Here is a 22,103-nt window from a genome sequence, read left to right on the forward strand (position 1 = left end):
GTATCCGGACTTTCAGTCCGTAATACTAACCCACCTACTTTAGTAGGTGGTTGTTAAGCTATAAACCAGCCATGGGTACCCAGTACACTAACGCAGACCAAACAGACACCCACCCAACGACGGCTACCGCGTCTAACCAATCTTTCTTATCCATGCTTATCTCCACAAGAAGGCAACCTGCAGAAATAAAGCATAAACAATGCCAAATTTATAAATCACCCTCATTAATAATACTAAGTGCAAGTATTATTAATGATTATCGAAAGCACTCCATGCAATTAAGCGGCTCGTTGTATTGAAGTGACTCCGGGTGGTCTTGTAAGAACTCAATAAAACAGTCGGCCATTGAGTCAGTAGTAACAAAGCCATCGCCTATCATATCTAAGACGGCGTTATAGCCTTCTTTGCCTTTCATGGTGTAGGCCGATGACGCTCCTCGGTAAATTCGGTCGCGAGACACTGGCTGCCAACCGGATGTTTCAGAGTGTATTTCTAGATGATGAATACGATGTCCTAAGGGAGCTTCTTTGTGATAACAAAATCTCAAGTTATGGGTATAAGGAAAGCTGCCAGAACCCGTACCGACCACACCATTATCCAGCGCGTTGTTAATTGCCCCTTCTAACATGCCTGCGATCGTTTCACCTTTTACGTCATACACACCAATAGGTACGGCAAACGGTAGTAGTTTTCCGGCAATATCGGCAACGGAGACGTCTCCGCTATTGAGTGAGTTTCTCACCCCACCAGAATTGTGGATGGCAAACTCTACGCCGTGTCCTTTTTTGTTCATCAGGTATTGAAACGACTGAGCAACCAAAGGCGCAAGTTGGCTAGGCCCTTGTTCGTCAGGGATACGAACATGGCGGAGTTTTGTGCCAGCATGAGCGATAACTTGTTGTTGAAGCTTTCGAACTCTCGGCTGATATTTATCCGTCAGAATGCTTTGCAGTTCAGGATCTTTCTTACATACCGCGATATTTGAGTGGTTGTTTAAAAACTCACACGCCATATCGTGAGCATCGCCTTGCCCTACTTCACTTAATTTGGCGTCTATAAACAATCGACGTCCCAACAGCAGTTCATTCTTGCCATTAAAGTGCGTTACTTTGCCTGCAGAATCGAACTCAATTTCACAGTGTCCGAGGCTCATTGCATGGAAGCCAGCTTGCACAACATAGGTTTCGCCAACCTTTACACCGTAATCATCATCTTTCACTAAGCCGATATCTGAGAAATCGCCTTGTAAACGATGGCTATGGCCGCCAACAATCACACCGATGCCTTGCACATTCGCTGCTAGCTCTAAATCAGCCTCATAGCCAAGGTGACTCAGAAGCACAATCTTGTTAATACCAGCTTGATGGATCTGCTCGATCGTGGCTTTTGCCGTTTCTAGCGCGTTTTCAAATGGTGTATCAAAGTCTGGGTTCGCAATGCCCGCCATTTTGTCGATGCTTAAGCCGAAGATTGCGACCTTCTCGCCATCAAACTCTTTCGTTATAAAAGAAGCACTTCGCGTTTCAGTTAGATAAGGCTTAACAATGTCGTTGTCCGCTAAGGTATGAGTTTTATTGATATCCTCATTCGACAAATTCCAGTTACCCGCCAACAATGGGAACCTGATTCTTTTAGCGAAAATGGCGACCGGCTCATTACCCATGTCTAGCTCATGGTTGCCAAGGGTCATGGCATCAATATTGAGGGCGTTCAACAAATCGGCGTTGGCTTTTCCCTTGAATAAAGAAAAGTACAACGTGCCTTGGAAGCAGTCTCCAGCATGCAGGAACAAGGTTCCGACCTTCTGACGCTTAGCATCTTGCTCTAATTGCTTAAAGCGTGTTGAGATTCGAGCAAAGCCACCAGCACTGACATAAGGTTCAATGATGTGGTTGTTCATTTTAAGTGATAGCTGTAACGAGGTTGGTTCAAAGTATGAGTGGGTGTCGTTGATGTGTGCCAACACTATTTTTGTTGGCTTATTCTTTTTAGTCATATTTTCTTCTCTCTTTGTCCCTTCATACTAGGTTGAGAATCATGACAGAATCGTGAATTTTATGAAACTGCACTGCAAAAAAATACTCAAGATAGATCAAAAATCTCGTTTTGATCCGTATGAATAAAGAGTGGGTTTTGTGACAACTGAGCATACCGGATAACAATTTTTCGATTATGATTAAAGATATCTGTTAGCTTTCAAACAATTAGCAGAGCCTTCCGTTAGGAGTAAGCCTATGCAACTAGAAAGAATCGAGATTTCTGGCTTTCGAGGTATCAAGCGTATGTCACTCGCGTTTGACGAGCTAACTACGCTGATTGGTGAAAATACTTGGGGTAAGTCTTCTTTACTTGATGCTTTGTCCGTCGTTCTTCCCTCAGACGGAGTCCCATATCACTTCGAAATGACTGATTTTCATGTCGATTATTCTGTTTCACATCCACAATCTCAACATCTTCAAATTGTTCTCGCATTAAAAGCCAACGACAAGAGCGAACTCAACGCAGGTCGTTATCGCAAACTCAAACCTATCTGGGTTCAAGATGAGTTTGGCACCTATCGTATCTATTACCGAATCAGTGCGACGTTAGAACAGTATGAAACGACCACCCACTACGCTTTCTTAGGTATCGATGGCAACCCTTTAAAGCTCCATCATTCTGAAAAACTGGCGCAAGAGTTAATGACGTTACATCCTGTGATTCGTTTGCGAGATGCAAGGCACTTTGATCGTCCTTTCAACAGTAAATCGCTGAACCACAATGCTCACCTGCACAATAATGGTCATTACAATGGCAACAATGGAAATGGTGACGGGAATAGCCACACGAGTAACGGCAATACCGGGAATGGAAACGGTAATAACGGAAATGGGCGTCAGGCAAGGATAGAAAAACGTATCGACAACACCTGTCGCCGCTTAATGGCAATACCTGGTCATGTAAATAAAGGCGAGATGCGCAGTAGCCTAGAATCGATGCAAAGCCTGATTGAGCATTACTTTTCTTTCAAAAGTACTTCTCGACGAAATCCAAGAAAACAGATGGATGGTTTGCTTTATTCTGCAGGGGCAAATGACAAGAGCATTCATCAACTTGTCGAAGAGACCAAGAATAAACAGACTCGCTTACTATTCATGGGTTTGCTCAACGCATACTTACAAGCCAAAGGCCCTACCGATCTAAGACGATGCGCGCGCCCTCTTTTGATCCTTGAAGATCCAGAAGGTCGATTGCACCCAACGCACTTGGCAAGGGCTTGGAGCTTAATGCAAAAACTGCCCATGCAGAAAATCCTAACGACCAACAGTGGTGATCTTCTTGCTGCCGTGCCTCTTCAGTCTATTCGTCGATTAGTTCGTCAATCAGACAAAACCATCGCTAATCAACTGAACATGAACCATTTCAGTAAAGATGAGTTAAGACGCATTGGTTTCCACATTCGCTTCCATCGTTCAGGGGCTCTGTATGCTCGTTGTTGGTTATTAGTGGAAGGTGAAACCGAGGTTTGGTTGTTTAATGAGTTAGCCAACCAGTGTGGCTATAACCTTGCTGCAGAAGGTGTGCAAATTATCGAGTTCGCGCAGTCTGGTCTTAAAGCGCTCATTAAAGTAGCACAAGAGTTTGGCATCGATTGGCACGTGGTGACTGACGGAGACGCTGCTGGTAAGAAGTATGCTGCGACTGTGTTATCTAAGCTTGGTAATGATCAGGAAAGACATCGCCTTACTGAACTGCCCGATAAAGATATTGAACATTACTTGTATATGAATGGCTTCGAAAACTTTTTCCGAGATATGGTTAAGATTCCTTACGATCACCCTATCCCTCCGAAGAAAGTGGTGGCTAAGGTTCTTAAGAAGCACGCAAAACCCGACCTTGCACTCGCGATCGTTTCTCACTGCGAGAATCAGGGACAAGACTGCATTCCGCTGTTACTAAGGTGGACGTTAAAACGTGTTATCACCATGGCAAACGGCAACACCTAAGCGCTTTAATTAATTGATAGGTGCTATTGGTTCTTCTGCAGATAAGTTTTTTAACTGATTACCTAAACCTAAACCAAAAAAGGCACACCAAGTGGTGTGCCTGTATAAATCGATATACAAATTAATTGGGGGTTATCTTGCAAGAGTTCACAGTGACTAAACTAAGGTTAACGAATTAAGCCTTAACTTGCTTAGCGTGTTGTTCAACCGCTTCCGAAGATTGGGTCGATTTTTCGTGAAGCCATAGCCCCGTTGCTTTCATCAAGTATCCGAAGACACCACCAAGCAGTAAAGATGGCACGACAAGTTGCCAATCGCCACCTGCCGCAAACGTCGCACAGCAACCAATAAAGGTTCCAGGGATATAACCTAGCCACGCTTGTTTCGCTTGAATACACATGAAGAAAGCCACAATAGCAGTAATCACATAGCCTAGAATCTCTAACCCTGCGAAGGTTGAGCTTTCGATAATCACCATTGCCCAGAATACGCCCGTCATGTTGGTCAGTAAGCTACCTGCTAATCCTTTAACACCGCCTGTTGGCGAAGCAAAATAACTGGTGCAACCTAAGAAACCGGCCCATGACAGTAAGCCGAAAGAGATAGCTATCCATCCCCATAGACCTGACAAAATACCTGTTGTTAATGATATCGCGACTAATGTACTCATACTATTTCTAAAGCCTAATTACGCAATTCATCGCAACCGGATTTAGCCTCACTTAAAATCAAGTAAGCATATTATGGGAAGAACGCCTTCTTTTAGCCGATCATGATCACATTAATAATGTACGCCGATGTGCATTTATCATCAGATAGAGACCGAAATCGCTTATTCAACACATTAAGTTATCAGTATTTTATCAAATCCACCTTATAAAACCGACGGTTTGCCTTTCATCATGCGCTTACCTTCTCGCTTGATACACTCAGCAAGTGGGTTTTCAGCCATATCAGCACGCCAAATAAACGAAAGCGTGCGCTCCATTTCAAGCTCTGGCACATTCAAGGTAACAAGTTGGCCTGATTCAACAAACTGCTCGACATCGAGATAAGGTAGACACGTTAAATATGGGCCGTTTGCAACCAAACTTCTTAAAACAGGAACGTGTTCATACTCTCGCCAAACATCAAGATCACCAATTAAATGATGAATAGAGCTATCAAAAACTTTGCGCGTACCAGAGCCATGTTCGCGCAATACCCACTTCGCTTGCTCTAACTGAGCCAAACTCACACGTTCACGCTTCGCGAATGGGTGATGTGCTGATGCAACGACCGTTAAATGGTCGGTACACCACACTTCTTGGTTAACTCGACTGTCGTCACAGCGACCTTCGATAACGCCTAAGTCGTATTTATAATCTAGTACGCCATCAATGACTGCATCGGTACTTTGCACGCCAAGCGAGATTCGCATCTCAGGAAAGTCGTTATCAATAATACTGATGAGGTCTGGAACTAGGTGTTCTGCCGGGGTTTGGCTAGCACCGAGTTTGAGCTCTCCACTTAGTAAATGCTGCTCATAAAAACCCATCTCAATTTGCTGCGCATCTTGCAGTAAACGCTTTGCTTTTGGCCTTAGCCACATGCCCCAATGAGTGAGGGCCATTTGCTTGCCCTGCCTTTCAAACAAGGGCCTGCCGAGCATTTTTTCCAACTGTGCAAGAGACATACTTGTCGCTGATTGAGTCAACGCCAATTTGTCTGCTGCCTGACTAACACTCCCGGAATCTGCCACTGCATCAAATACCGCGAGTTGTTTTAATGAATAACGCAAAATTCATCCTTAATTCTTTTAATAACTTACGTCCTGCTGCTCGTTTTTTGTTAAGCCGATGAGCAATTGATTTCATTCTACGCGTAACCAAATCTATATCAATAATTTTGATGTGGTTTCTAAAAATTATCAATTTTACCTCTACCCCTCAACCCCCTAATCTGGAATGGCAGGACACAAACGAGCCCTGCAAAACATTACTGATTAACCATTACGGATTAACCAAGTCATTAACACTAGGAATTACACATGACGGATTGTTCAAGGGGGGGATATGGCAACCAGCACTTCTGAAAATCAGCAACTGTTCTCGCCAACAGAAATGATGGCGGAAGCCGAGAAGTTTGCATTAAGCAAAGCAAATAAAACCAGCAGCATGACATTGAGTTTGGCAATCATGGCTGGCGCATTCATCGGGCTTGCTTTTTTATTCTACATCACGGTAACCACAGGTAGCGCTGATGCTGGGTGGGGATTGAGTCGTTTAGCCGGCGGTCTTGCATTCAGCATGGGGTTAATCCTGATTGTAATTTGCGGTGGCGAGCTGTTTACCAGCTCAGTGTTATCAAGCATCTCATGGGCTAACAAGCAAATAACCTTCACTAAGATGCTGTCTATCTGGGGCAAGGTTTACGTCGGTAACTTTATCGGAGCCATGTTCCTTTTGGCTTTGGTAAGCGCAGCAGGCTTATATCAATTAGATGGTGGCCAATGGGGTTTAAACGCTCTAAACATTGCTCAACACAAGCTACACCACAGCCCTGTTCAAGCGTTTGCTTTGGGTGTGCTTTGTAACTTGTTGGTGTGTTTAGCAATTTGGTTAACGTTCAGCTCTGCTAACGCCATGACTAAAGCAATGATGACCGTGTTACCCGTTGCAATGTTCGTTAGCTCAGGCTTTGAACACTGTGTGGCGAATATGTTCATGGTTCCGCTAGGCATCACTATTCAAGCATTCGCACCAGAAAGCTTCTGGATGCAAATAGGCGCAACACCAGCGCAGTATGCAGACTTAAACGTCATGAAATTTGTCACCGCAAACTTAATACCAGTGACAATCGGCAACATCGTAGGTGGTTCGGTATTGGTCGGCTTAGCCAATTGGAGCATCTACCGTCGCCCACAACTAAAAGCAGCAAAAATTACAGCAATAACTCAAACAACAGAAATTACGTCAGTTAAGGAAATCACTATGAACACTACAACAACTATCAAGCAAATCATGAACACTCAACCAATTACACTAAGCGTAGAAATGCCTACATCAGTTGCAATTGATTCACTTTTAGACGCTCACCTTGTTAGCGCTCCTGTGTGTGATGTTGAAGGCCGACTAGTGGGTATCTTATCTGTTCACGACGTAATGGTTGATCTTTGGTGCCAAGACTACATCCCGACTAAAGGTCAGAAAGTGGTAGACCTAATGAGCCGTGACGTTGTGGCTATTGATGCAAACGACAAGCTGGTCGATGTTACTGAGTTCCTATGCATCGACAAAGAGCAACTGTACCCGACCACAAGCATGGGCTACGCCACTCGCCTGACTTCTCTTTCTTTAGAAGAACGTGCAAAAGCAATGAAAGTAAGCCAACCACATATGCTTCCAGTGCTAGAAAATGGCGTAATGGTCGGCGTGCTGACTCGCACAGAAGTGATGCAAGCGTTACGTCCAATCTACGGCGACCGCCTAAACGTGGTTCCAAAAGCTGAACTAGAAACGGCTTAACTGGCGATTGTTTGTAAAGTAAATATTTCACCAGAAACAGATTAACTAATCTAAAGCTGAACTATTAGGGATTAGTCGTTCAGCTAGATAACTCAGTCATGGCAACGTTGACTGGCTAGAAGTAAATGGAGGCTTAAAACGCAACTCAAGATTTGACACAAAACAGATCTAAACGCGTGGTCATTTACCTCAATAAAAAAGGCGCAAAGTCATTACTTTGCGCCTTTCTCTATTTTTAGCTACTTGTTCTTTTTCTAACTAACCTGCTAGTTGATATCGACCAAACTTTTGATGTGTCTAAAAATGTTGATACCAGTCAGCGATTATTGATAGCTAGATTACTTCTTTACACCTTCAACGTGCAGATCCATATCTACATAGCTTGAAGCGCCCATTACTGGAATGTTGAAGTCAGCAAGTTCTAGACGAGTTGTGCCAACGAAACCAGCACGCTCACCACCCCATGGGTCTTGACCAGCACCGATGAATTCAGCTTCGATAACGATAGGCTTAGTTACACCGTGAAGTTTAAGGTCACCCATTACTTCAAGTTTGCCTTCGCCTTTATCAACTACTTTTGTGCTGTTGAATGTTGCATCTGAGAATTTGCTTGTATCAATGAAGTCAGAGCTACGGATGTGCTTATCACGTTCTGCGTGGTTTGAATCAAGGCTTGTCGTATCAATCGTTACGTTCACTTTCGATGCTTCAACGTTGCTCTCATCAAATGAGAAGTCACCTGAGAATGTGTTAAAACGACCTTGGATAAAGCTGTAACCTAGGTGGCTAACTTTAAAGTTAACTGAAGCATGCGCTCCTTTTGTATCAATCACGTAATCAGCGGCGTTCGCAGCGAAAGGCATTGCCATAGCAAATGCTAATCCTGTAGCGATAATTGACTTTTTCATTTTGAAGCTCCTATCATTTTTCGTAGCGTATCGTCTTTGTCGATAACGTGGTGTTTTATCGCCGCTAAGGCGTGCACTGATGCCATAATGATCAGTACCCATGCAGCATAGTAGTGAACCGTTCCTGCGAGATCAGATTGGTTTGCAAATAGTTCACCCATACTTGGTACAGTGAACCAATTGAATACCTCGATCCCACGGCCATCTGATGTCGAAATCAAATAACCTGAAATAAATAAAACCGCTAAGTTAATGTACATAAAGCCGTGAGCAATCTTCGCTGCTGCAACTTCATAGCTTTTCCCTTCCACCTTAGGTGACGCGGTAACTAGCTTCCAAAGCAAGCGGATAATGGTAACGGCAGCCAAAAGAATGCCTACCGAACGGTGGTAGTCTGGCGCTGTTTTGTACCACTCGCTGTAATATGAAAGATCAACCATCCACAGGCCTACACCAAATAAGCCAAAAATCGCGAGTGCTGAAATCCAATGCATCGCTCTTGCTAAAGGGTTGTAATTTCTAACGTTGTTGTCCATGAATCTGTTCCGAATGTTAACGAGTAGTGTAGTTTTGAAAAGCGTACCCTACACCAAGTTTGTGTAACATATTATTTACCAAGCTTTACATTGGTAACATCATTTCAAATTAAACGAGTTATTCAAATTATTTGAACAAGTTTGGGCTAAACGTTAGATTTCAACGATTTGTTCGATCTCGTAAAGCTCATCTGAGATGTCTAACATTTTACGTTCCATCACTTTTTGCGCGTCTTCTATCCCCTTGTTGTAGTAAACAGCACCAAACTTTTTGCTTATGAAGTCGACCAAGAATTCCGTGTCGAACTGACCAAGTTCCACATCGAGTTCATCTTGAAGGTACTTTTGAAGCGTATGAGTGAGTTCAGACTTTTGTTTCGAATCTAATTGAATGGTCATGAATGTTTCCAAATAAAGAGTAAGTAGATCAATTGTGATTAGCTGACTAAGATTAAGCTAGCCACCAGTAGCTTTGCTAACTAAGCTTAATCCTTCTAACTAATTAGAATTCCTCATAATTTAGAATACAGACCAGTGAAGTGCCAGTGCTATCCATAAAATCGCTCCGCAATCGCTAATTTTGATAGAGGGATCAAGAACTCGCACTTTGGCGATAGGTAATGACACATCAATTACCGTACTATTGCCCATCAATAAGATAGTAACTGTGTATAAGGGACTTCATTGTTATTAGATCTCGTGATTAAAAGCGTCAATCAGTTTCAAGACGATTGTCTAAAACTCTGTGAGCGTCATTATCCTACGGTGCACAACCAAGGGATCAGTGAGCATCACATCGGTAAAGCCTTTGCCCGACGAATGGAACACACCTTCGTAAGCTTTAATCATGCGAGTAACATTAGCCCACTTGAAATGCTCTCCTCTCGAGAAACGCCCCGCCACTTCCGAATCTCTTCTGAAATCGGTACCGTTTGGATGATCAGCCATCATATGGTAAGCGCAGGAAAAACCTGTCGTAAAAAGTTGATGCTAGACATTCATAACTGGCAGCAAGAGTATGGATTTGCCATTCAGCCAAATGACGTTTTGATCATTGTCTCCGACCATTGGATAAGCCGAAGTAAAAACAGTAGTGAATTGTTACATTGGTGGATGGGAGAGCTCCCAGACGAGATGACGGAATACAGTCAGCAAGGCATCACTCTAAGAGAGAGTGATTCTCAATTCGCTTCCGATTTAAATAATAACTTCAGAATCAGCCCTTGCTTTATTAAATTCGGGCACCCACTCAAACGGTCAGGAAATCAACAATTGGTTCGTAAATACCTGCAACTTTATGCGGTACTTCAATGGCAGTGATAATACGGGTCAACTTTTTCATTCAATATTGAAAGTAAATTGTTAGACCTTCATCCCAATATTTTATAAAAGATAACTCATTCCCTGTTCATTAATTATTCGAACCTTCTGTTTTAATTATTAATAGTTGTTCTACTCGCCGTCTCGATTTTGAGAGATAGATATCATTTCTATGTAACTCGCTTACTCTCTCCATTTTGTAACTTTGACATTCCCCCACAACCTAAGCCTTTAACCCTACTTTTCTCTGGTGTATCAGCGTTCTAGCCTTATATTGGCTGGGGTTAATATGAGAGACGTTACTTAGCCATTAAATTCACAGCAGCTATCAAACACAGTGAATGATAAGTAAATTTAATGGTCAATGTCATTTATCATGCTGATTTTTCGTTAATTATATTTATTTAAATATTGACCCTATAAATGAATTTTTATTAATTGACAATTTACTTACACCTGTCAGTATTGTGACAGCCATGACGTATATTTTCGTCATTAAATAAACACCTTTATTAGCGACTATGATTTTATCAGACAGAAGTGAATTTATTAGCTGTATATCTGTGGATGCCGATATGCAGTTTATTGCGAAATATCAAGACCTAACACTGAGAAGTGTCTATCAACCTATATTTGACAGTTCAATGACTCAGATAGGCGTTGAGGCTTTGGTGCGTATTTCGAATAGCAAAGGGGATGTTGTTCGTCCTGATCACTTCTTCCATTCCGACGATACCTTGTGCACTGACAAGATCAATGTAGAAAGGCTGAGTCGCGCTATCCATATCCGTAACTTCGCACAATCGAATATCCGCCATTTACACTTGTTTTTGAATGTTCTTCCAAACGTTGGTGAATTGTTTGCTGCAGAGAAAGTGAGCGACAGCCTGTTGGCTAAACGCCTTCATGAACTCAACCTTTCATGTGAAAAAATCGTGATGGAATTGGTGGAACTGAATGCCGAGAGTGAAGAGCGTTTGAAAGATGCAGCCCACTCTCTAGCTGAAAATGGTTTTCAAATTGCTGTTGATGATTTTGGTACTCAAGCGTCAACAGAGCAGCGTGTTCGTCATATCAACCCGCATATCATCAAGATAGATCGCTCTGTCATGTTGGATTTTGAACAAGGCGATACAAGCGAAATGGAGTTGGTTCTCGATCTTGCTAATCAAATTGGTGCTAAGACCGTAATCGAAGGTATCGAAACCCAGCAACAGCTCGCAGCAATGCAAAGCTTAGGCTTCGATATGTATCAAGGTTATCACTTGGCGATGCCAAAGCCGATTGAATTAGATCTACGCCTCGCAATCTAAAACTGCCCCCTGTTCTTCCTGAAGCCGCTGACCTTGTAGACCAAATCACACCCATAAAAAAGCCCAGTCAACATTGACTGGGCTGGCTTAAAAGAATCTGTTTTATATCATTCCCTAATAACCCGCAGTGGACGGTTTGATTCTATATAGAATAGCGAACATCACTGGTACTACTATTAGCGTTAGTACTGTAGCAAAGCCTAAGCCTGCCATGATGGTAATCGCCATCGAGCCGAAAAATGCATCGAATACCAAGGGAATCATACCCAAGATAGTCGTCAAAGCTGCCATAGATACCGGTCGTACACGACTAATCGCACTGTCGACAACCGCTAAGTATGGGTCTTTACCTGTTGAAAGCTCAGTGTTTATTTGGTCAAGCAACACAATACCGTTTTTCAAAATCATGCCGCTTAGACTTAGCAAGCCCAAGAACGCCGTGAAGCTGAATGGCATATTAGTCCCTAGCAGACCAATCGAAACACCAATGATAGAGAGTGGTACCGTAAACCAAATCACAAGTGGCTTACGCAGCGAGTTAAACAGAAGCATAGTGATGATAAACATCAACAAGTAACCCATTGGCAGTGAACCAAATAGAGACTCCTGTGCATCTTTAGAGCTTTCGTATTCGCCGCCCCAACTGATGCTGTAGCCTTCTGGTAGATCCAATGCTTCTATCTTTGGTTTAACACGAGCAAACAAGCTCGCTGGCGTTTCATCACCCAATACATCGTGGTCAGCCAGCACGGTTAACGTACGCTTTCTATCACGACGTTGAATCAGAGGTTCAGACCATTGAAGCTCGACACCATCAATCACTTGCTCAACCGGAATGTAAGTTTGTAGCGATGGGCTCCAAATCTTCACATTGTTCAGTGATTCAAAGTCAAAACGCTCTTCTTCTGGCAAACGCGCAACGATAGGTAACATATGAGTACCATCACGCAGTAAACCGATGTTGTAACCGCCGAACGCCATTTGTAACGTCTCAGACAAATCAGTTTTTGATATGCCAAGGCGACGTGCCTTTGATTCGTTAAACAGTGGCACTAGTTCTTTAGTGCGTTCACGCCAGTCGTGACGAACATTTCGTGAGCCTGGATCGGCAAGTAAGACGTCTTCGACTTCAACTGCAATACTACGCAATACTTGAGGGTCCGCACCGATAATACGCGCTTCTATCTTTGAAGCCGGTGACGGGCCGAATTCAATCAGTTTGAACTGGAACGTTGGTTGCTCAAATTCGTTCGCTAAGTCTTTGTCCAACTCAGCTAGAACCTTAAACATGGTGTCACGGTCAGTGGTTCTTACTTGTAACTGGCTGTACGCTTCGTAGCTTTTCTCTGGTTGGTATGTCAACGCGAAACGTTGCATGCCCTGCCCAACCGTTGTGGTTACAAACTCTACGTCGTCTTCTTGACGAATGTAGCTCTCAACCTTTTCAGTCTGCTTGATCGTTTCACGTACATCCGTACCTTCTGGCATCCACATGTCTACGTAAAACATCGGAGTATTTGATGGCGGGAAGAACTGTTGCTTCACCTTACCAAAACCAACAACAGACACGGCGAGCAACACGATCATGCTAACCACAGTTAACCATCTAAAACGCAATGCAAATTTCAGAGACGCACCGAATACAACGAATAGAATACCTTTGTATGGGTCTTCGTTCTCATCGACTTTATCTTCTTCTTTAAGCAGCATCTCAGCAAGGAATGGCGTCAGTGTTAGCGCCGTTACCCAACTCAAGAATAGCGAGAAACACAATACCCAGAACAATGAGCCCATGAACTCGCCCGTTGCATCTTTCGACAAGCCGATAGGTGCAAAAGCGGTAATAGCAATAATGGTCGCACCCAATAGTGGCCATTGAGTTTGTGTCACGATGTCTTTTGCTGCTTGAAGCTTAGTCTTTCCTTTCTTCAAGCCAACTAGAATACCTTCAACGACTACAATCGCGTTGTCCACCAGCATACCGAGCGCGATAATCAAAGCACCCAGTGAGATACGGTGCAGCTCGACATCGTTGTAGTCCATAAGAATGAACGTACCGAATACGGTCAGTAGCAGTACTAAACCAATAATCAAACCACTGCGTAAGCCCATTGCAAAAAGCAGTACGATGATAACAATAGCAACGGCTTCTACTAGGCTGATTAGGAAGTCAGCCACTGATTTGTCTACTTCTTGCGCTTGGTTGTAGAAGTAGTTCAGCTCTACACCGGCAGGCTTAATGCTTTCTAAACGATCCAGTTCGGCATCTAACGCGTTACCAATTTCGACGACGTTTACGCCTGAAGAGAACGCAATACCCAGGTTAATTGCTGGCTTGCCGTTGTAAGTTAATACATTGCCCGGTTTTTCTTGGATACCGCGAGTGACCTCAGCGACATCTTTCAAACGGATCAAGTTGCCAGTGTCACGACCATGAATGATTAGGTTTTCTAGCTCTTCAACTGTGCTCAGCGTACCGTTAGGTTTGATTGTTAGGCTTTGGCCATTCAACATTACCTCGCCTGCCGATACCACACTGTTTTGTTGTACTAACAGTGACGTTACCATCGACATATCTAGGTTCAGTGCCGCTAAACGCTCAAGTGACATCTCAACAAACAATTGCTCTTGTTGGTCACCCGCAATACTTACTTTGCCGACACCATCGACCAATTCGATTTCACGTGTTAGGTAATCTGCGTACTGTTTCAGCTCAACGTAATCGTAGCCGTCTCCCGTCAGCATGATCATGACACCAAATACATCACCAAAATCATCAATGATCTGAACGGAGTTAACACCACTTGGTAGTGTTGGCTGTAGATCGTTGATTTTACGACGCATTTCATCCCAGATTTGCGGTAGCTCGTCTGGACCGTAGTCCATCTTCATGCTGACCATAATTTGGGACATGCCATTCGACGAGGTCGAAGTGATCTTGTCGATATAAGGGAGCTGTCTTATCTCTTTCTCAAGGGGGTAAGTCAGTTCTTCCTCAACTTCCATTGACGTAGCGCCAGGGTAAGTTGAAATAATCATTGCATCTTTAATGGTAAAAGCTGGGTCTTCTAAACGGGATAGATTACCAAAAGACGTCACACCGCCAATGGCCAAAATGACTAGAAACAGCCAGCTGATTACTTTGTTCTTTATTGAATATTCTGCAATGTTCATTCTGCTTTTCCTGACAATTTGATTCCGTCACGGAGTTTTCTTAGATTTGAATTTACAAGTAGCTCACCTTGTTCAACGCCATGAGCAATAAGTGCGCCTTGGCCGCTGATCTTGTCGACTTCCACTTCGCTTTTGAATGCTTGGCCGTCTTCCATTTTCCACACGTAAAATTGGTTCGCTTCAGCACCCGCTTGTAGTGTCGTCATCGGTAACTGATAACCTTGAACATCACTCAAGCCGGCTTTCGCCATATCCACATTTACCGTAACGCTCGTACCCGGCAGAATTTCACTTTCAGGTTGTTGCATCTGCATCCAAAACTCGTAAGTGCGAGATTGCGGGTGCAGTTCACTGGTGTGCTCTAGGTAAGTCAGAGGGTATTTTCCAGAGTGACCGCCAAAGGTTGCGTCAGGTCGATAGCTGTTCGAACGCATGTCTGGGCTGATAGACGCTAAGATCGAATCTGATACTTGAATTCGCACATACACCTTGTCGTTCTGGTACACACTGAGCAACGTTTCGCCCGGTGTGGTGTTCTCAAAACGTTGCTTATCGACGGTTGAAACCGTTCCCGAAAATGGGGCTAAAAGCTCTGTGTAACTCAGCTTACGTTCTGCCGCAGCCAAATTAGCCGAAGCCAGTTTATAGTTAGCGGTCAGTTGATCGTGTTCCGATTGCGACAACATCTTGCTATCAAACATCTCAGAACCACGCGCCAGTTGCTTGCTCGCTAATTTGAATTGAGATTTAGCGTCTGTCAGATCTTGAAGGTATGTTGCGTTGTCTAAGGTCGCCAATAGCTGGCCTTTTTCTACGTTGTCACCAGCTTCAACCAATACTTGTTGAATCTCACCAGCAAGCTTAAATGCCAATGGTGTAAGTTCCGCAGGGATCACCTGTCCGTTAAAACTTCTGAATTGGTCAGTCAGTGGTGCGCCAACCTCAAAGGTTGAAACCAAAAGTGAAGGTTGCTCACGGTGGCCGGTTCCATTGTTACAAGCTTGAAGCAATAACACAGAGACAACCACAACTGATAATTTGGAAAGGTTCATTAAATACCGCCCTCACGTAACCAAGCTTTTACTTGTTGCCCATCAGATAACACATCGACACCCGCTTCTACGATCAGGTCGCCAGAAGACAAGCCTTCAATAACCTTGCCTTGCCCATCAAGGGTGACTTGTACTTTAGAAATCAATTGAGACTCTGGGTTGTAGCGCCATAGTTCACCCTGGTCTGCTTCTTTGCTTAACCAAGCTGAATCAACAATGCCAATACCGTTGTCCGATCGGTTTTTCTGAACTTCAACTTGTGCCGTCATACCAGAAAGCAGATTAATACCTTCAGGTTTCTCGATAGACACAACCGCTTGGTAGCTATTGGTGTCTTCGTCTGGTTGCGTTGAGATCTCTTTAAAACGTGTTGGGATACGAATGCCGCGGTGGCTATCCATCACAACCCACATGTTTGAGTTGGTCAGGTCTTGAATAGAACGGTCTTCAAGCTTTGACACAGGAATGGAGAAAGTCACATCCATCTCGCTGTGATTTAAAATATTAAGAACCGGCTGCTTTTCAGCGATTAACTGATATTGCTTACCAAACACCATCGATACCACGCCATCGAATGGAGCAACTAATGTGGTGTAACCAAGGTTTGTTTGTGCTTGGTCCAACTCAACTTCAGCGGCAGTAAAGGTGTTTACGGCTTGGTCGTAGTAATCCGAGCTTACAAGCTTCTTCGAGTACAGCTCAGACGCTTGTTTGTATTGGCTGTTCGCCAAATCGAATTTTGCTTGTGCTGCATCAACCGCGATACGGTAGTCCGTTGCATCTAGCACAGCGAGTACTTGGCCTTTCTTCACCTCTTGTCCCATACGTACAGAAAACGTTTCAATATCTCCGCCCACTTGGAAAGAAAGCGCGGCACGGTCGGTCGCGTCCACTTTTGCGATAAAGCTATCAAGCTCGATATCCATCTGCTGAGGGATCTCAAACAGCTTTACTGGCTTAACAACTTGAACCGTTTCTTCTGACTGAACCTTGTTACATCCGGTCAAAGAGCTTGCGAGTAATAGTGCAGCAAACGCCACTCCTATCTGCTTGCCCGTCTTGGCTTGAATAGACAAATTGGACTGCATGATGCATCTCCATTTAATTATTATGATTTATTACACAGATGGGCAGTATATTTAATATTAAAGAATTCTCAAGCTTTACTTTCCACATGTGCAGTATTTTTTATTTTAAGGAAAACAGTGTAGAATGTGGTAATCAGGTAAATGTGTGAAAAGAAGATGACAGAAAAGAAACAAGGTAGAAGAAGCGCAAAAGACGCCGAAGAGACTCGATTTTTGATCATGAGTGTTGCTGCGGATATGTTCTGTGAGCATGGTTATGATAGCGTTTCGCTGCGAAATATCAGCGAAAAAGCAAGCGTCTCGCATAGCCTTATCCGCCATCACTTTGGTAGCAAAGAAAAAATCTGGCATGCTATAAGTGACTGTTTACATGAATATTTTCAGTCTTACATTGCTAAGATAGTGGAAGAGTTACCAAAAGGCATTGCGCCAAACATTACTATCTATTTATTTAGTATGCGTCTCTTTAGCAACATGATTCACTCTCGCAAACCGATGCAACTTATCACTGACTCTGTTCGCCAAAAAGACAACTTGGTCGATTACTTTATCGACAATGTTGGTGATGTCGAAAAAGAAATTAATATGTTGGCAGAAGAATATAATGATGCGAACCCAGATAACTTGATCAACATTTATGAAATTAAATGGCAAATGATCATGTATGCGCACGGAGCGGTATGCCTAACCCCTTTCATGGAAAGCACGTGGAATGAAGGCGACATGCAATCGACGCCTGAAGAAGCATTGTTAAAACATTGGCAATTGTTCAACAAGCAAATGATCAGTACGTTCAATATCAGTGAAGAATGGGTCTTGAATCCAAGCTCGATTGAAGAGCTAATTTATGAAGTCCCTTGCGTGTGGAAGTGCAATCAAGAACACCATTAATCGAATACTTTTGTCCGTCCTGATCGTAAATTAATTGACTTAATATAAAAACGCGCCGTTACAGAACCAACTGTAACGGCGCGTTTTTATATGTATAGATCTTTAATCGAGTTCTTTATGTCAGCTTATTAGCGACGTGCTTTACCGCGGTTTTGGTGGATTTTAAGCTTGGCTTTCATCTTACGTTTCTCCGATGAACGACTCTTACTGCGACCACCACGGTCGGGAGTCACATCTTTTTCAAGGCTTGGTTCAAAACCCTCTAGCCACTCTTGAGGCAGGCGCGTATCCAGCAATCGTTCAATGTCACCCAGTAGGTAAGCTTCATCCTGACTCATCAAAGAAATTGCTAAACCGCTGTTGCCTGCGCGGCCTGTACGTCCAATACGGTGAACGTAATCTTCTGCTTTGAATGGCATATCATAGTTCACAACTTGTTCCAGCTGTTGAATATCGATACCACGAGCTGCAACGTCAGTCGCAATCAACGCGCGAACCTTGCCTGATTTAAAATCGTCCAATGCTTTTTGGCGCGCACCTTGGCTCTTATCACCATTGATTGACGCCGCTTTAATGCCGTCTAGCTTAAGCTCTTTAACTAGTGCATCAGTGCCCTGTTTAGTTTTAGTGAAGACCAACACTTGTTGCCAGTTCTTTGAACCGATCAAGTAAGCCAGCAGTTCACTCTTACGTGATTTATCAACTGGGTAAACCATCTGGGTAACCGTGTCCGCGGTGCTGTTTTTTGGCGTCACTTGAATTTCACTTGGCGACTGCATCATACGATGTGCAAGCGCTTTTATTTTATTATCGAATGTCGCAGAGAAGAACAGAGTCTGACGTACTTCATTCATGCGTGAAAGAATGCGCTTGATGTCTGGCATGAAACCCATGTCCAACATGCGATCCGCTTCATCAAGCACCAACACTTCAGTGTGGCTCAGTATGATGTTCTTAGTGAACATGTGGTCGATAAGACGACCAGGCGTTGCCACTAAGATATCTGCACCTCCACGTAGGTTATCCGTTTGCACCTTCATGCTAACGCCGCCGTAAGCGACAACCACTTTAATGTCGGTACCTTTCGCGTAACTGGTTACGTTATCAAATACTTGTTGTGCTAATTCACGCGTTGGCACTAATACAAGGGCGCGGACTAACTTGGGGTTTGGGATAACGTTATCTTTAGTCTCGATTAATCTTTGAATAATCGGCAAACCAAAAGCTGCGGTTTTACCTGTACCCGTTTGCGCACCAGCCAATACATCTTTGCCTTCTAGCACCAATGGAATCGCTTGCTCTTGAACACTGGTTGGAGCCGTAAAGTTAAGCTCGGTGAGTGTTGTAAGCAGTTGGTCAGACAATCCAAGTTGGTTAAAAGATTTAGTAGGTTCAGACATAGTATGATGCTCAAAGATTAAATAGGCGCGGATTGTAGCAAACCTGCATTACGCTGTTTACCTTTCCTTTTGATTTTTCGTCAATTGAAGCGCACTAAACTGGTTTGCTTCTTTTAAAACGCTTGGATACAGCTCATTAAAGTGACACTGCAACTTATCATAGTGGCGTTCTAGGTCGTCGTAACAGTTTTTGAGCATGCTTAGCTTAGGCCTTCTTAAAGCCATTCGCTTTAATACCAACTCAATGGAAGACATGTCTTGATAGCTTTCCAACCACCGCTGTTCTGCCATCTTCTGATGAATAGTAACGAAGTTTTCAGGCCAGTGAGACTCTTGATGTTCGAAAATCTGCTGATGGCTGTCTGAACAAAAGTGCTCTAACGATTGTGTCGAGAACTGCCCCCAATGATTGGCCAAGCAGTGATCCCAGAAGACATCGAGCGCGATAGGAGCAAAGCGCTTTGTTTGATCTGAAAACAGAGATTTTGCAGAGCGAGACACATCATGACGGTCGGTATAGCTATCGACGAATCGATGAAGTCTTATCCCGTTAGAGAGCGAATCTGAATAGTGTTTAGTCGGGTCACCTTTAACGAAGTCACCTAACAGGTTACCGGCTAAGTTACTGTTGCAGTGTTGAGCGATGTGTAGGTGTGCGAGAAAGTTCATTGAACCTCATTAAAGTATCGAGAACTAAGTAACATGGTAAACGTACTCGTTTATCTTCGCGAACTTTAATGAGGATAGTTTTGATATGACGTGTGAGCGAATGAGATTTGCTCAGTTTAAGAATTGTCTAATTTGAGAACGTTGAACTACAAAAAACTTTAGCTCAGGAAGCTTTCGTTTAAGTACTTTTGCTTAAAAAGCTCAAGTTAAAAATTTAAAAGCTTAGTTCGAAGACTTAAAAAGTTCTTCTGCTAATTGTTTAACTGTTTGTTCATAGTCAGATAAATCAATGCCAATTTCCATAGCATCTAACAACTCAAGACTTTCGTCATTATAAGATTGGTCACTCATAGTGCCCCCTCTATTCCTTGATGTGGACATAATGTCCTGTTAACTAGTACACCATCTTGGACTTATATTATGTCACTTTGATGAACGCACTCTACTCTACCCATTCCAGATTTATAGCTTGAAGCTACTCGCGATCATTAACGCTTATTTACGTTAAAGGGGTATACGCGAACGACATATGTACTGCTACCTTACACCAAGTACAACAAATTACTCTACAAATTTTGAAGCAGATCATGGTCAAACGTTTGCTTAGGCATTTTTGATACCCCGCCATCCATTATTGTAAATATTAATTTACAGTGGATGTTTTTAATTACATTAGAGATTGCATTTGGAATTAAACTCAATCAGAATACTTCAAAATCGAGATATTCTTTGGGTTTATGCTCTTAAGCTAGAAGAATTACAATGAAAACACACCCTAACGTAAATAATTATATACAATGAATAAATCAAAGGTTTTTGGTAGTACTTTGATCATTGCAGGCACCACTATTGGTGCTGGCATGCTCGCTCTTCCACTTGCTTCTGCAGGTATTGGCTTCTCAACTTCGCTTTTCTTAATGCTATGTCTTTGGGCATTAATGGCCTTTACCGCTTTATTAATGGTAGAGCTTCATCAATTCGCAGAATCGGACGCAACCCTACACACTTTAGCTCACACAATTTTAGGGAACAAAGGAAAGTGGATTGCGAGCTTCGCCGTTATGTTTCTGTTTTACGCTTTATGTGCTGCCTACATTGCGGGCGGTGGTGCTCAATTCAACCAACGTATTTCGGATATTGCAGGCATTGAACTCAACGGCCAAATCACAACCCTCATATTTACTCTGTTAGTTGCCGGTGTTGTGACGATTGGTACACACAGTGTTGATAAAGTTAACCGCGTTTTGTTTGGCTTAAAGCTAATCGCGATGGTTTTAGTTCTTAGCTTTCTAGCACCTAACATTACTTCTCAGTACCTAATGAGCATGCCTTTGCAGCAAGGCCTGATTGTTGCGGCGATTCCGGTTGTGTTTACCTCTTTTGGTTTCCACGGCAGCATCCCTTCGATTGTTCGATACCTAGATGGTGACGTCCGTTCGTTACGTAAGGTCATGATTATTGGTTCAGCATTGCCTTTGGTCATCTATGTTTTCTGGCAGAGCGTGACTTTAGGTGTAATTAGCCAAGAACAGCTATTGTCAGACACCAGCTTGGGCGCACTGTTAGTCTCACTGTCACAAACAGTTCATCAATCTAACCTTAGCGTGATCGTTGGTGTGTTTGCCGATCTTGCACTGTTAACCTCATTTATTGGCGTGAGCTTGGGCCTATTCGAATTCATGGGCGATTCATTGAGCAATAAACTAGGCAGCGCTAAGCGTGTCAAAACAGCATTGATCACTTTCGTTCCGCCACTCGGCTTTGCTTTGTTCTACCCACAAGGCTTTATCATGGCTCTGGGTTACGCAGCAATTGCGCTAGCAGTGCTTGCAATCCTGTTACCAACAGTGATGGTTTACAAAGTTCGTTACACTGATTTCGCCGTTAATGGACAAAATACTCAAGAGACTTACCAAGTATTAGGCGGAAGCAAAGCGTTGTTTTTAGCGGGTAGCGTTGGCGTGTTTATCATTGCAATTCAAATCCTTATTTCAGTAGGGTTACTACCTTCTCTAGGCTAATATATCATTACCATGAAGCAAGTCGCAAAGGAGAGATTATGAAGGGGCAAAACTGTCTAATAATCGAGCTTAGGAGTAATCTAATTAAACGGGTCTTATTTTCGCTTACCCTCTTGCTGCAGGTGACATAATGAATAATACAGAAGCACCAAACAACGAAGACATCACATGCCCTCTATGCCAACACGACGAATATCTGCTCTCAGAAAGCGGAGAAAAGTTTACGTGCGCATCTTGCG

At 43.2% G+C, this 22,103-nt stretch carries 18 protein-coding genes; 6 read left to right on the top strand and 12 right to left on the bottom strand.

Translation table 11 applies throughout. The features are described from left to right. Positions 1–256: 256 nt before the first annotated feature. Positions 257–1,996 (bottom strand): bifunctional UDP-sugar hydrolase/5'-nucleotidase, encoded by a 1,740-nt coding sequence (locus tag ED652_RS14910; protein WP_102536277.1) that lies wholly within the window; start codon positions 1,994–1,996, stop codon positions 257–259. A gap of 238 nt (positions 1,997–2,234) precedes the next feature. Here ED652_RS14910 and ED652_RS14915 point away from each other — a divergent pair, with 238 nt between their 5' ends. Further along, a complete protein-coding gene (locus tag ED652_RS14915) occupies positions 2,235–3,986 on the top strand; it encodes an ATP-dependent endonuclease (protein ID WP_122055323.1) in 1,752 nt (583 codons plus the stop codon). A gap of 175 nt (positions 3,987–4,161) precedes the next feature. On the opposite strand, the gene ED652_RS14920 is transcribed toward ED652_RS14915, so the two are convergent. Continuing rightward, positions 4,162–4,656 carry a DUF1097 domain-containing protein gene (locus ED652_RS14920; RefSeq protein ID WP_017105899.1) on the bottom strand — a complete coding sequence of 165 codons (495 nt, stop codon included), beginning with the start codon at positions 4,654–4,656 and terminating at the stop codon, positions 4,162–4,164. 204 nt (positions 4,657–4,860) lie between these two features. Then, complete coding sequence (locus tag ED652_RS14925) at positions 4,861–5,766, bottom strand: LysR substrate-binding domain-containing protein (RefSeq protein ID WP_017105900.1); 906 nt, start codon at positions 5,764–5,766, stop codon at positions 4,861–4,863. Between the two features lie 274 nt (positions 5,767–6,040). Here ED652_RS14925 and focA point away from each other — a divergent pair, with 274 nt between their 5' ends. Next, complete coding sequence (gene focA, locus ED652_RS14930) at positions 6,041–7,492, top strand: formate transporter FocA (protein WP_122055324.1); 1,452 nt, start codon at positions 6,041–6,043, stop codon at positions 7,490–7,492. A gap of 338 nt (positions 7,493–7,830) precedes the next feature. Here the strand turns inward: focA and ED652_RS14935 are convergent, their stop codons facing one another. The 3 genes from ED652_RS14935 to ED652_RS14945 all read right to left on the bottom strand — a co-directional run bounded on the left by ED652_RS14935 (position 7,831) and on the right by ED652_RS14945 (position 9,335). Next, on the bottom strand, positions 7,831–8,400 hold the full coding sequence (locus ED652_RS14935; RefSeq protein ID WP_029223680.1) for a YceI family protein: 570 nt from the start codon (positions 8,398–8,400) through the stop codon (positions 7,831–7,833). Beyond that, the gene (locus ED652_RS14940) at positions 8,397–8,936 is read right to left on the bottom strand and encodes a cytochrome b (protein ID WP_102296097.1); all 540 of its coding nucleotides are present in this window, start codon (positions 8,934–8,936) and stop codon (positions 8,397–8,399) included. The genes ED652_RS14935 and ED652_RS14940 overlap by 4 nt, the downstream gene beginning before the upstream one ends. A gap of 153 nt (positions 8,937–9,089) precedes the next feature. Beyond that, complete coding sequence (locus ED652_RS14945) at positions 9,090–9,335, bottom strand: DUF2164 domain-containing protein (protein ID WP_017059821.1); 246 nt, start codon at positions 9,333–9,335, stop codon at positions 9,090–9,092. A 285-nt stretch (positions 9,336–9,620) separates the two neighbouring features. Here ED652_RS14945 and ED652_RS14950 point away from each other — a divergent pair, with 285 nt between their 5' ends. Together ED652_RS14950 and ED652_RS14955 are read left to right on the top strand one after the other, a co-directional pair. Next, the gene (locus ED652_RS14950) at positions 9,621–10,256 is read left to right on the top strand and encodes a hypothetical protein (RefSeq protein ID WP_122055325.1); all 636 of its coding nucleotides are present in this window, start codon (positions 9,621–9,623) and stop codon (positions 10,254–10,256) included. A 575-nt stretch (positions 10,257–10,831) separates the two neighbouring features. After that, entirely contained in the window at positions 10,832–11,569 is a 738-nt protein-coding gene (locus tag ED652_RS14955; RefSeq protein ID WP_122055326.1) for an EAL domain-containing protein, read from the top strand. 114 nt (positions 11,570–11,683) lie between these two features. Here the strand turns inward: ED652_RS14955 and ED652_RS14960 are convergent, their stop codons facing one another. The 3 genes from ED652_RS14960 to ED652_RS14970 are packed head-to-tail and all read right to left on the bottom strand — an operon-like array spanning position 11,684 to position 16,883. Continuing rightward, complete coding sequence (locus ED652_RS14960) at positions 11,684–14,743, bottom strand: efflux RND transporter permease subunit (protein ID WP_122055327.1); 3,060 nt, start codon at positions 14,741–14,743, stop codon at positions 11,684–11,686. Then, positions 14,740–15,795 carry an efflux RND transporter periplasmic adaptor subunit gene (locus ED652_RS14965; protein ID WP_122055328.1) on the bottom strand — a complete coding sequence of 352 codons (1,056 nt, stop codon included), beginning with the start codon at positions 15,793–15,795 and terminating at the stop codon, positions 14,740–14,742. The genes ED652_RS14960 and ED652_RS14965 overlap by 4 nt, the downstream gene beginning before the upstream one ends. Further along, on the bottom strand, positions 15,795–16,883 hold the full coding sequence (locus tag ED652_RS14970) for an efflux RND transporter periplasmic adaptor subunit (RefSeq protein WP_122055329.1): 1,089 nt from the start codon (positions 16,881–16,883) through the stop codon (positions 15,795–15,797). Before ED652_RS14970 ends, ED652_RS14965 begins: the two co-directional genes overlap by 1 nt. A 156-nt stretch (positions 16,884–17,039) precedes the next feature. Here ED652_RS14970 and ED652_RS14975 point away from each other — a divergent pair, with 156 nt between their 5' ends. After that, complete coding sequence (locus ED652_RS14975) at positions 17,040–17,774, top strand: TetR/AcrR family transcriptional regulator (RefSeq protein ID WP_099165196.1); 735 nt, start codon at positions 17,040–17,042, stop codon at positions 17,772–17,774. A gap of 128 nt (positions 17,775–17,902) precedes the next feature. On the opposite strand, the gene ED652_RS14980 is transcribed toward ED652_RS14975, so the two are convergent. From ED652_RS14980 to ED652_RS24115, 3 genes are all read right to left on the bottom strand, one after another. Then, positions 17,903–19,174, bottom strand: a complete 1,272-nt coding sequence (locus ED652_RS14980) for a DEAD/DEAH box helicase (protein WP_099166715.1) — start codon at positions 19,172–19,174, stop codon at positions 17,903–17,905. Positions 19,175–19,231: 57 nt separating this feature from the next. Next, complete coding sequence (locus ED652_RS14985) at positions 19,232–19,843, bottom strand: ACP phosphodiesterase (protein WP_122055330.1); 612 nt, start codon at positions 19,841–19,843, stop codon at positions 19,232–19,234. A 222-nt stretch (positions 19,844–20,065) separates the two neighbouring features. Then, positions 20,066–20,194: a hypothetical protein gene (locus ED652_RS24115; RefSeq protein WP_017059831.1), complete on the bottom strand. Its 129-nt coding sequence runs from the start codon at positions 20,192–20,194 to the stop codon at positions 20,066–20,068. A 446-nt stretch (positions 20,195–20,640) separates the two neighbouring features. On the opposite strand from ED652_RS24115, the gene ED652_RS14990 reads away from it, so the two are divergent. Further along, positions 20,641–21,864 (top strand): aromatic amino acid transport family protein, encoded by a 1,224-nt coding sequence (locus ED652_RS14990; protein ID WP_122055331.1) that lies wholly within the window; start codon positions 20,641–20,643, stop codon positions 21,862–21,864. Positions 21,865–22,103: the final 239 nt, after the last annotated feature.

It is taken from the genome of Vibrio sp. Evd11 (genome assembly GCF_900382755.1).
Lineage (GTDB): Bacteria > Pseudomonadota > Gammaproteobacteria > Enterobacterales > Vibrionaceae > Vibrio > Vibrio lentus.

Coding starts and splice junctions, on each gene's coding strand:
- ED652_RS14910 (WP_102536277.1), bottom strand. CDS start 1,996: ATGACTAAAAAGAATAAGCCAACAAAAATAGTGTTGGCACACATCAAC.
- ED652_RS14915 (WP_122055323.1), top strand. CDS start 2,235: ATGCAACTAGAAAGAATCGAGATTTCTGGCTTTCGAGGTATCAAGCGT.
- ED652_RS14920 (WP_017105899.1), bottom strand. CDS start 4,656: ATGAGTACATTAGTCGCGATATCATTAACAACAGGTATTTTGTCAGGT.
- focA (WP_122055324.1), top strand. CDS start 6,041: ATGGCAACCAGCACTTCTGAAAATCAGCAACTGTTCTCGCCAACAGAA.
- ED652_RS14935 (WP_029223680.1), bottom strand. CDS start 8,400: ATGAAAAAGTCAATTATCGCTACAGGATTAGCATTTGCTATGGCAATG.
- ED652_RS14940 (WP_102296097.1), bottom strand. CDS start 8,936: ATGGACAACAACGTTAGAAATTACAACCCTTTAGCAAGAGCGATGCAT.
- ED652_RS14945 (WP_017059821.1), bottom strand. CDS start 9,335: ATGACCATTCAATTAGATTCGAAACAAAAGTCTGAACTCACTCATACG.
- ED652_RS14955 (WP_122055326.1), top strand. CDS start 10,832: ATGCAGTTTATTGCGAAATATCAAGACCTAACACTGAGAAGTGTCTAT.
- ED652_RS14960 (WP_122055327.1), bottom strand. CDS start 14,743: ATGAACATTGCAGAATATTCAATAAAGAACAAAGTAATCAGCTGGCTG.
- ED652_RS14965 (WP_122055328.1), bottom strand. CDS start 15,795: ATGAACCTTTCCAAATTATCAGTTGTGGTTGTCTCTGTGTTATTGCTT.
- ED652_RS14970 (WP_122055329.1), bottom strand. CDS start 16,883: ATGCAGTCCAATTTGTCTATTCAAGCCAAGACGGGCAAGCAGATAGGA.
- ED652_RS14975 (WP_099165196.1), top strand. CDS start 17,040: ATGACAGAAAAGAAACAAGGTAGAAGAAGCGCAAAAGACGCCGAAGAG.
- ED652_RS14980 (WP_099166715.1), bottom strand. CDS start 19,174: ATGTCTGAACCTACTAAATCTTTTAACCAACTTGGATTGTCTGACCAA.
- ED652_RS14985 (WP_122055330.1), bottom strand. CDS start 19,843: ATGAACTTTCTCGCACACCTACACATCGCTCAACACTGCAACAGTAAC.
- ED652_RS24115 (WP_017059831.1), bottom strand. CDS start 20,194: ATGAGTGACCAATCTTATAATGACGAAAGTCTTGAGTTGTTAGATGCT.
- ED652_RS14990 (WP_122055331.1), top strand. CDS start 20,641: ATGAATAAATCAAAGGTTTTTGGTAGTACTTTGATCATTGCAGGCACC.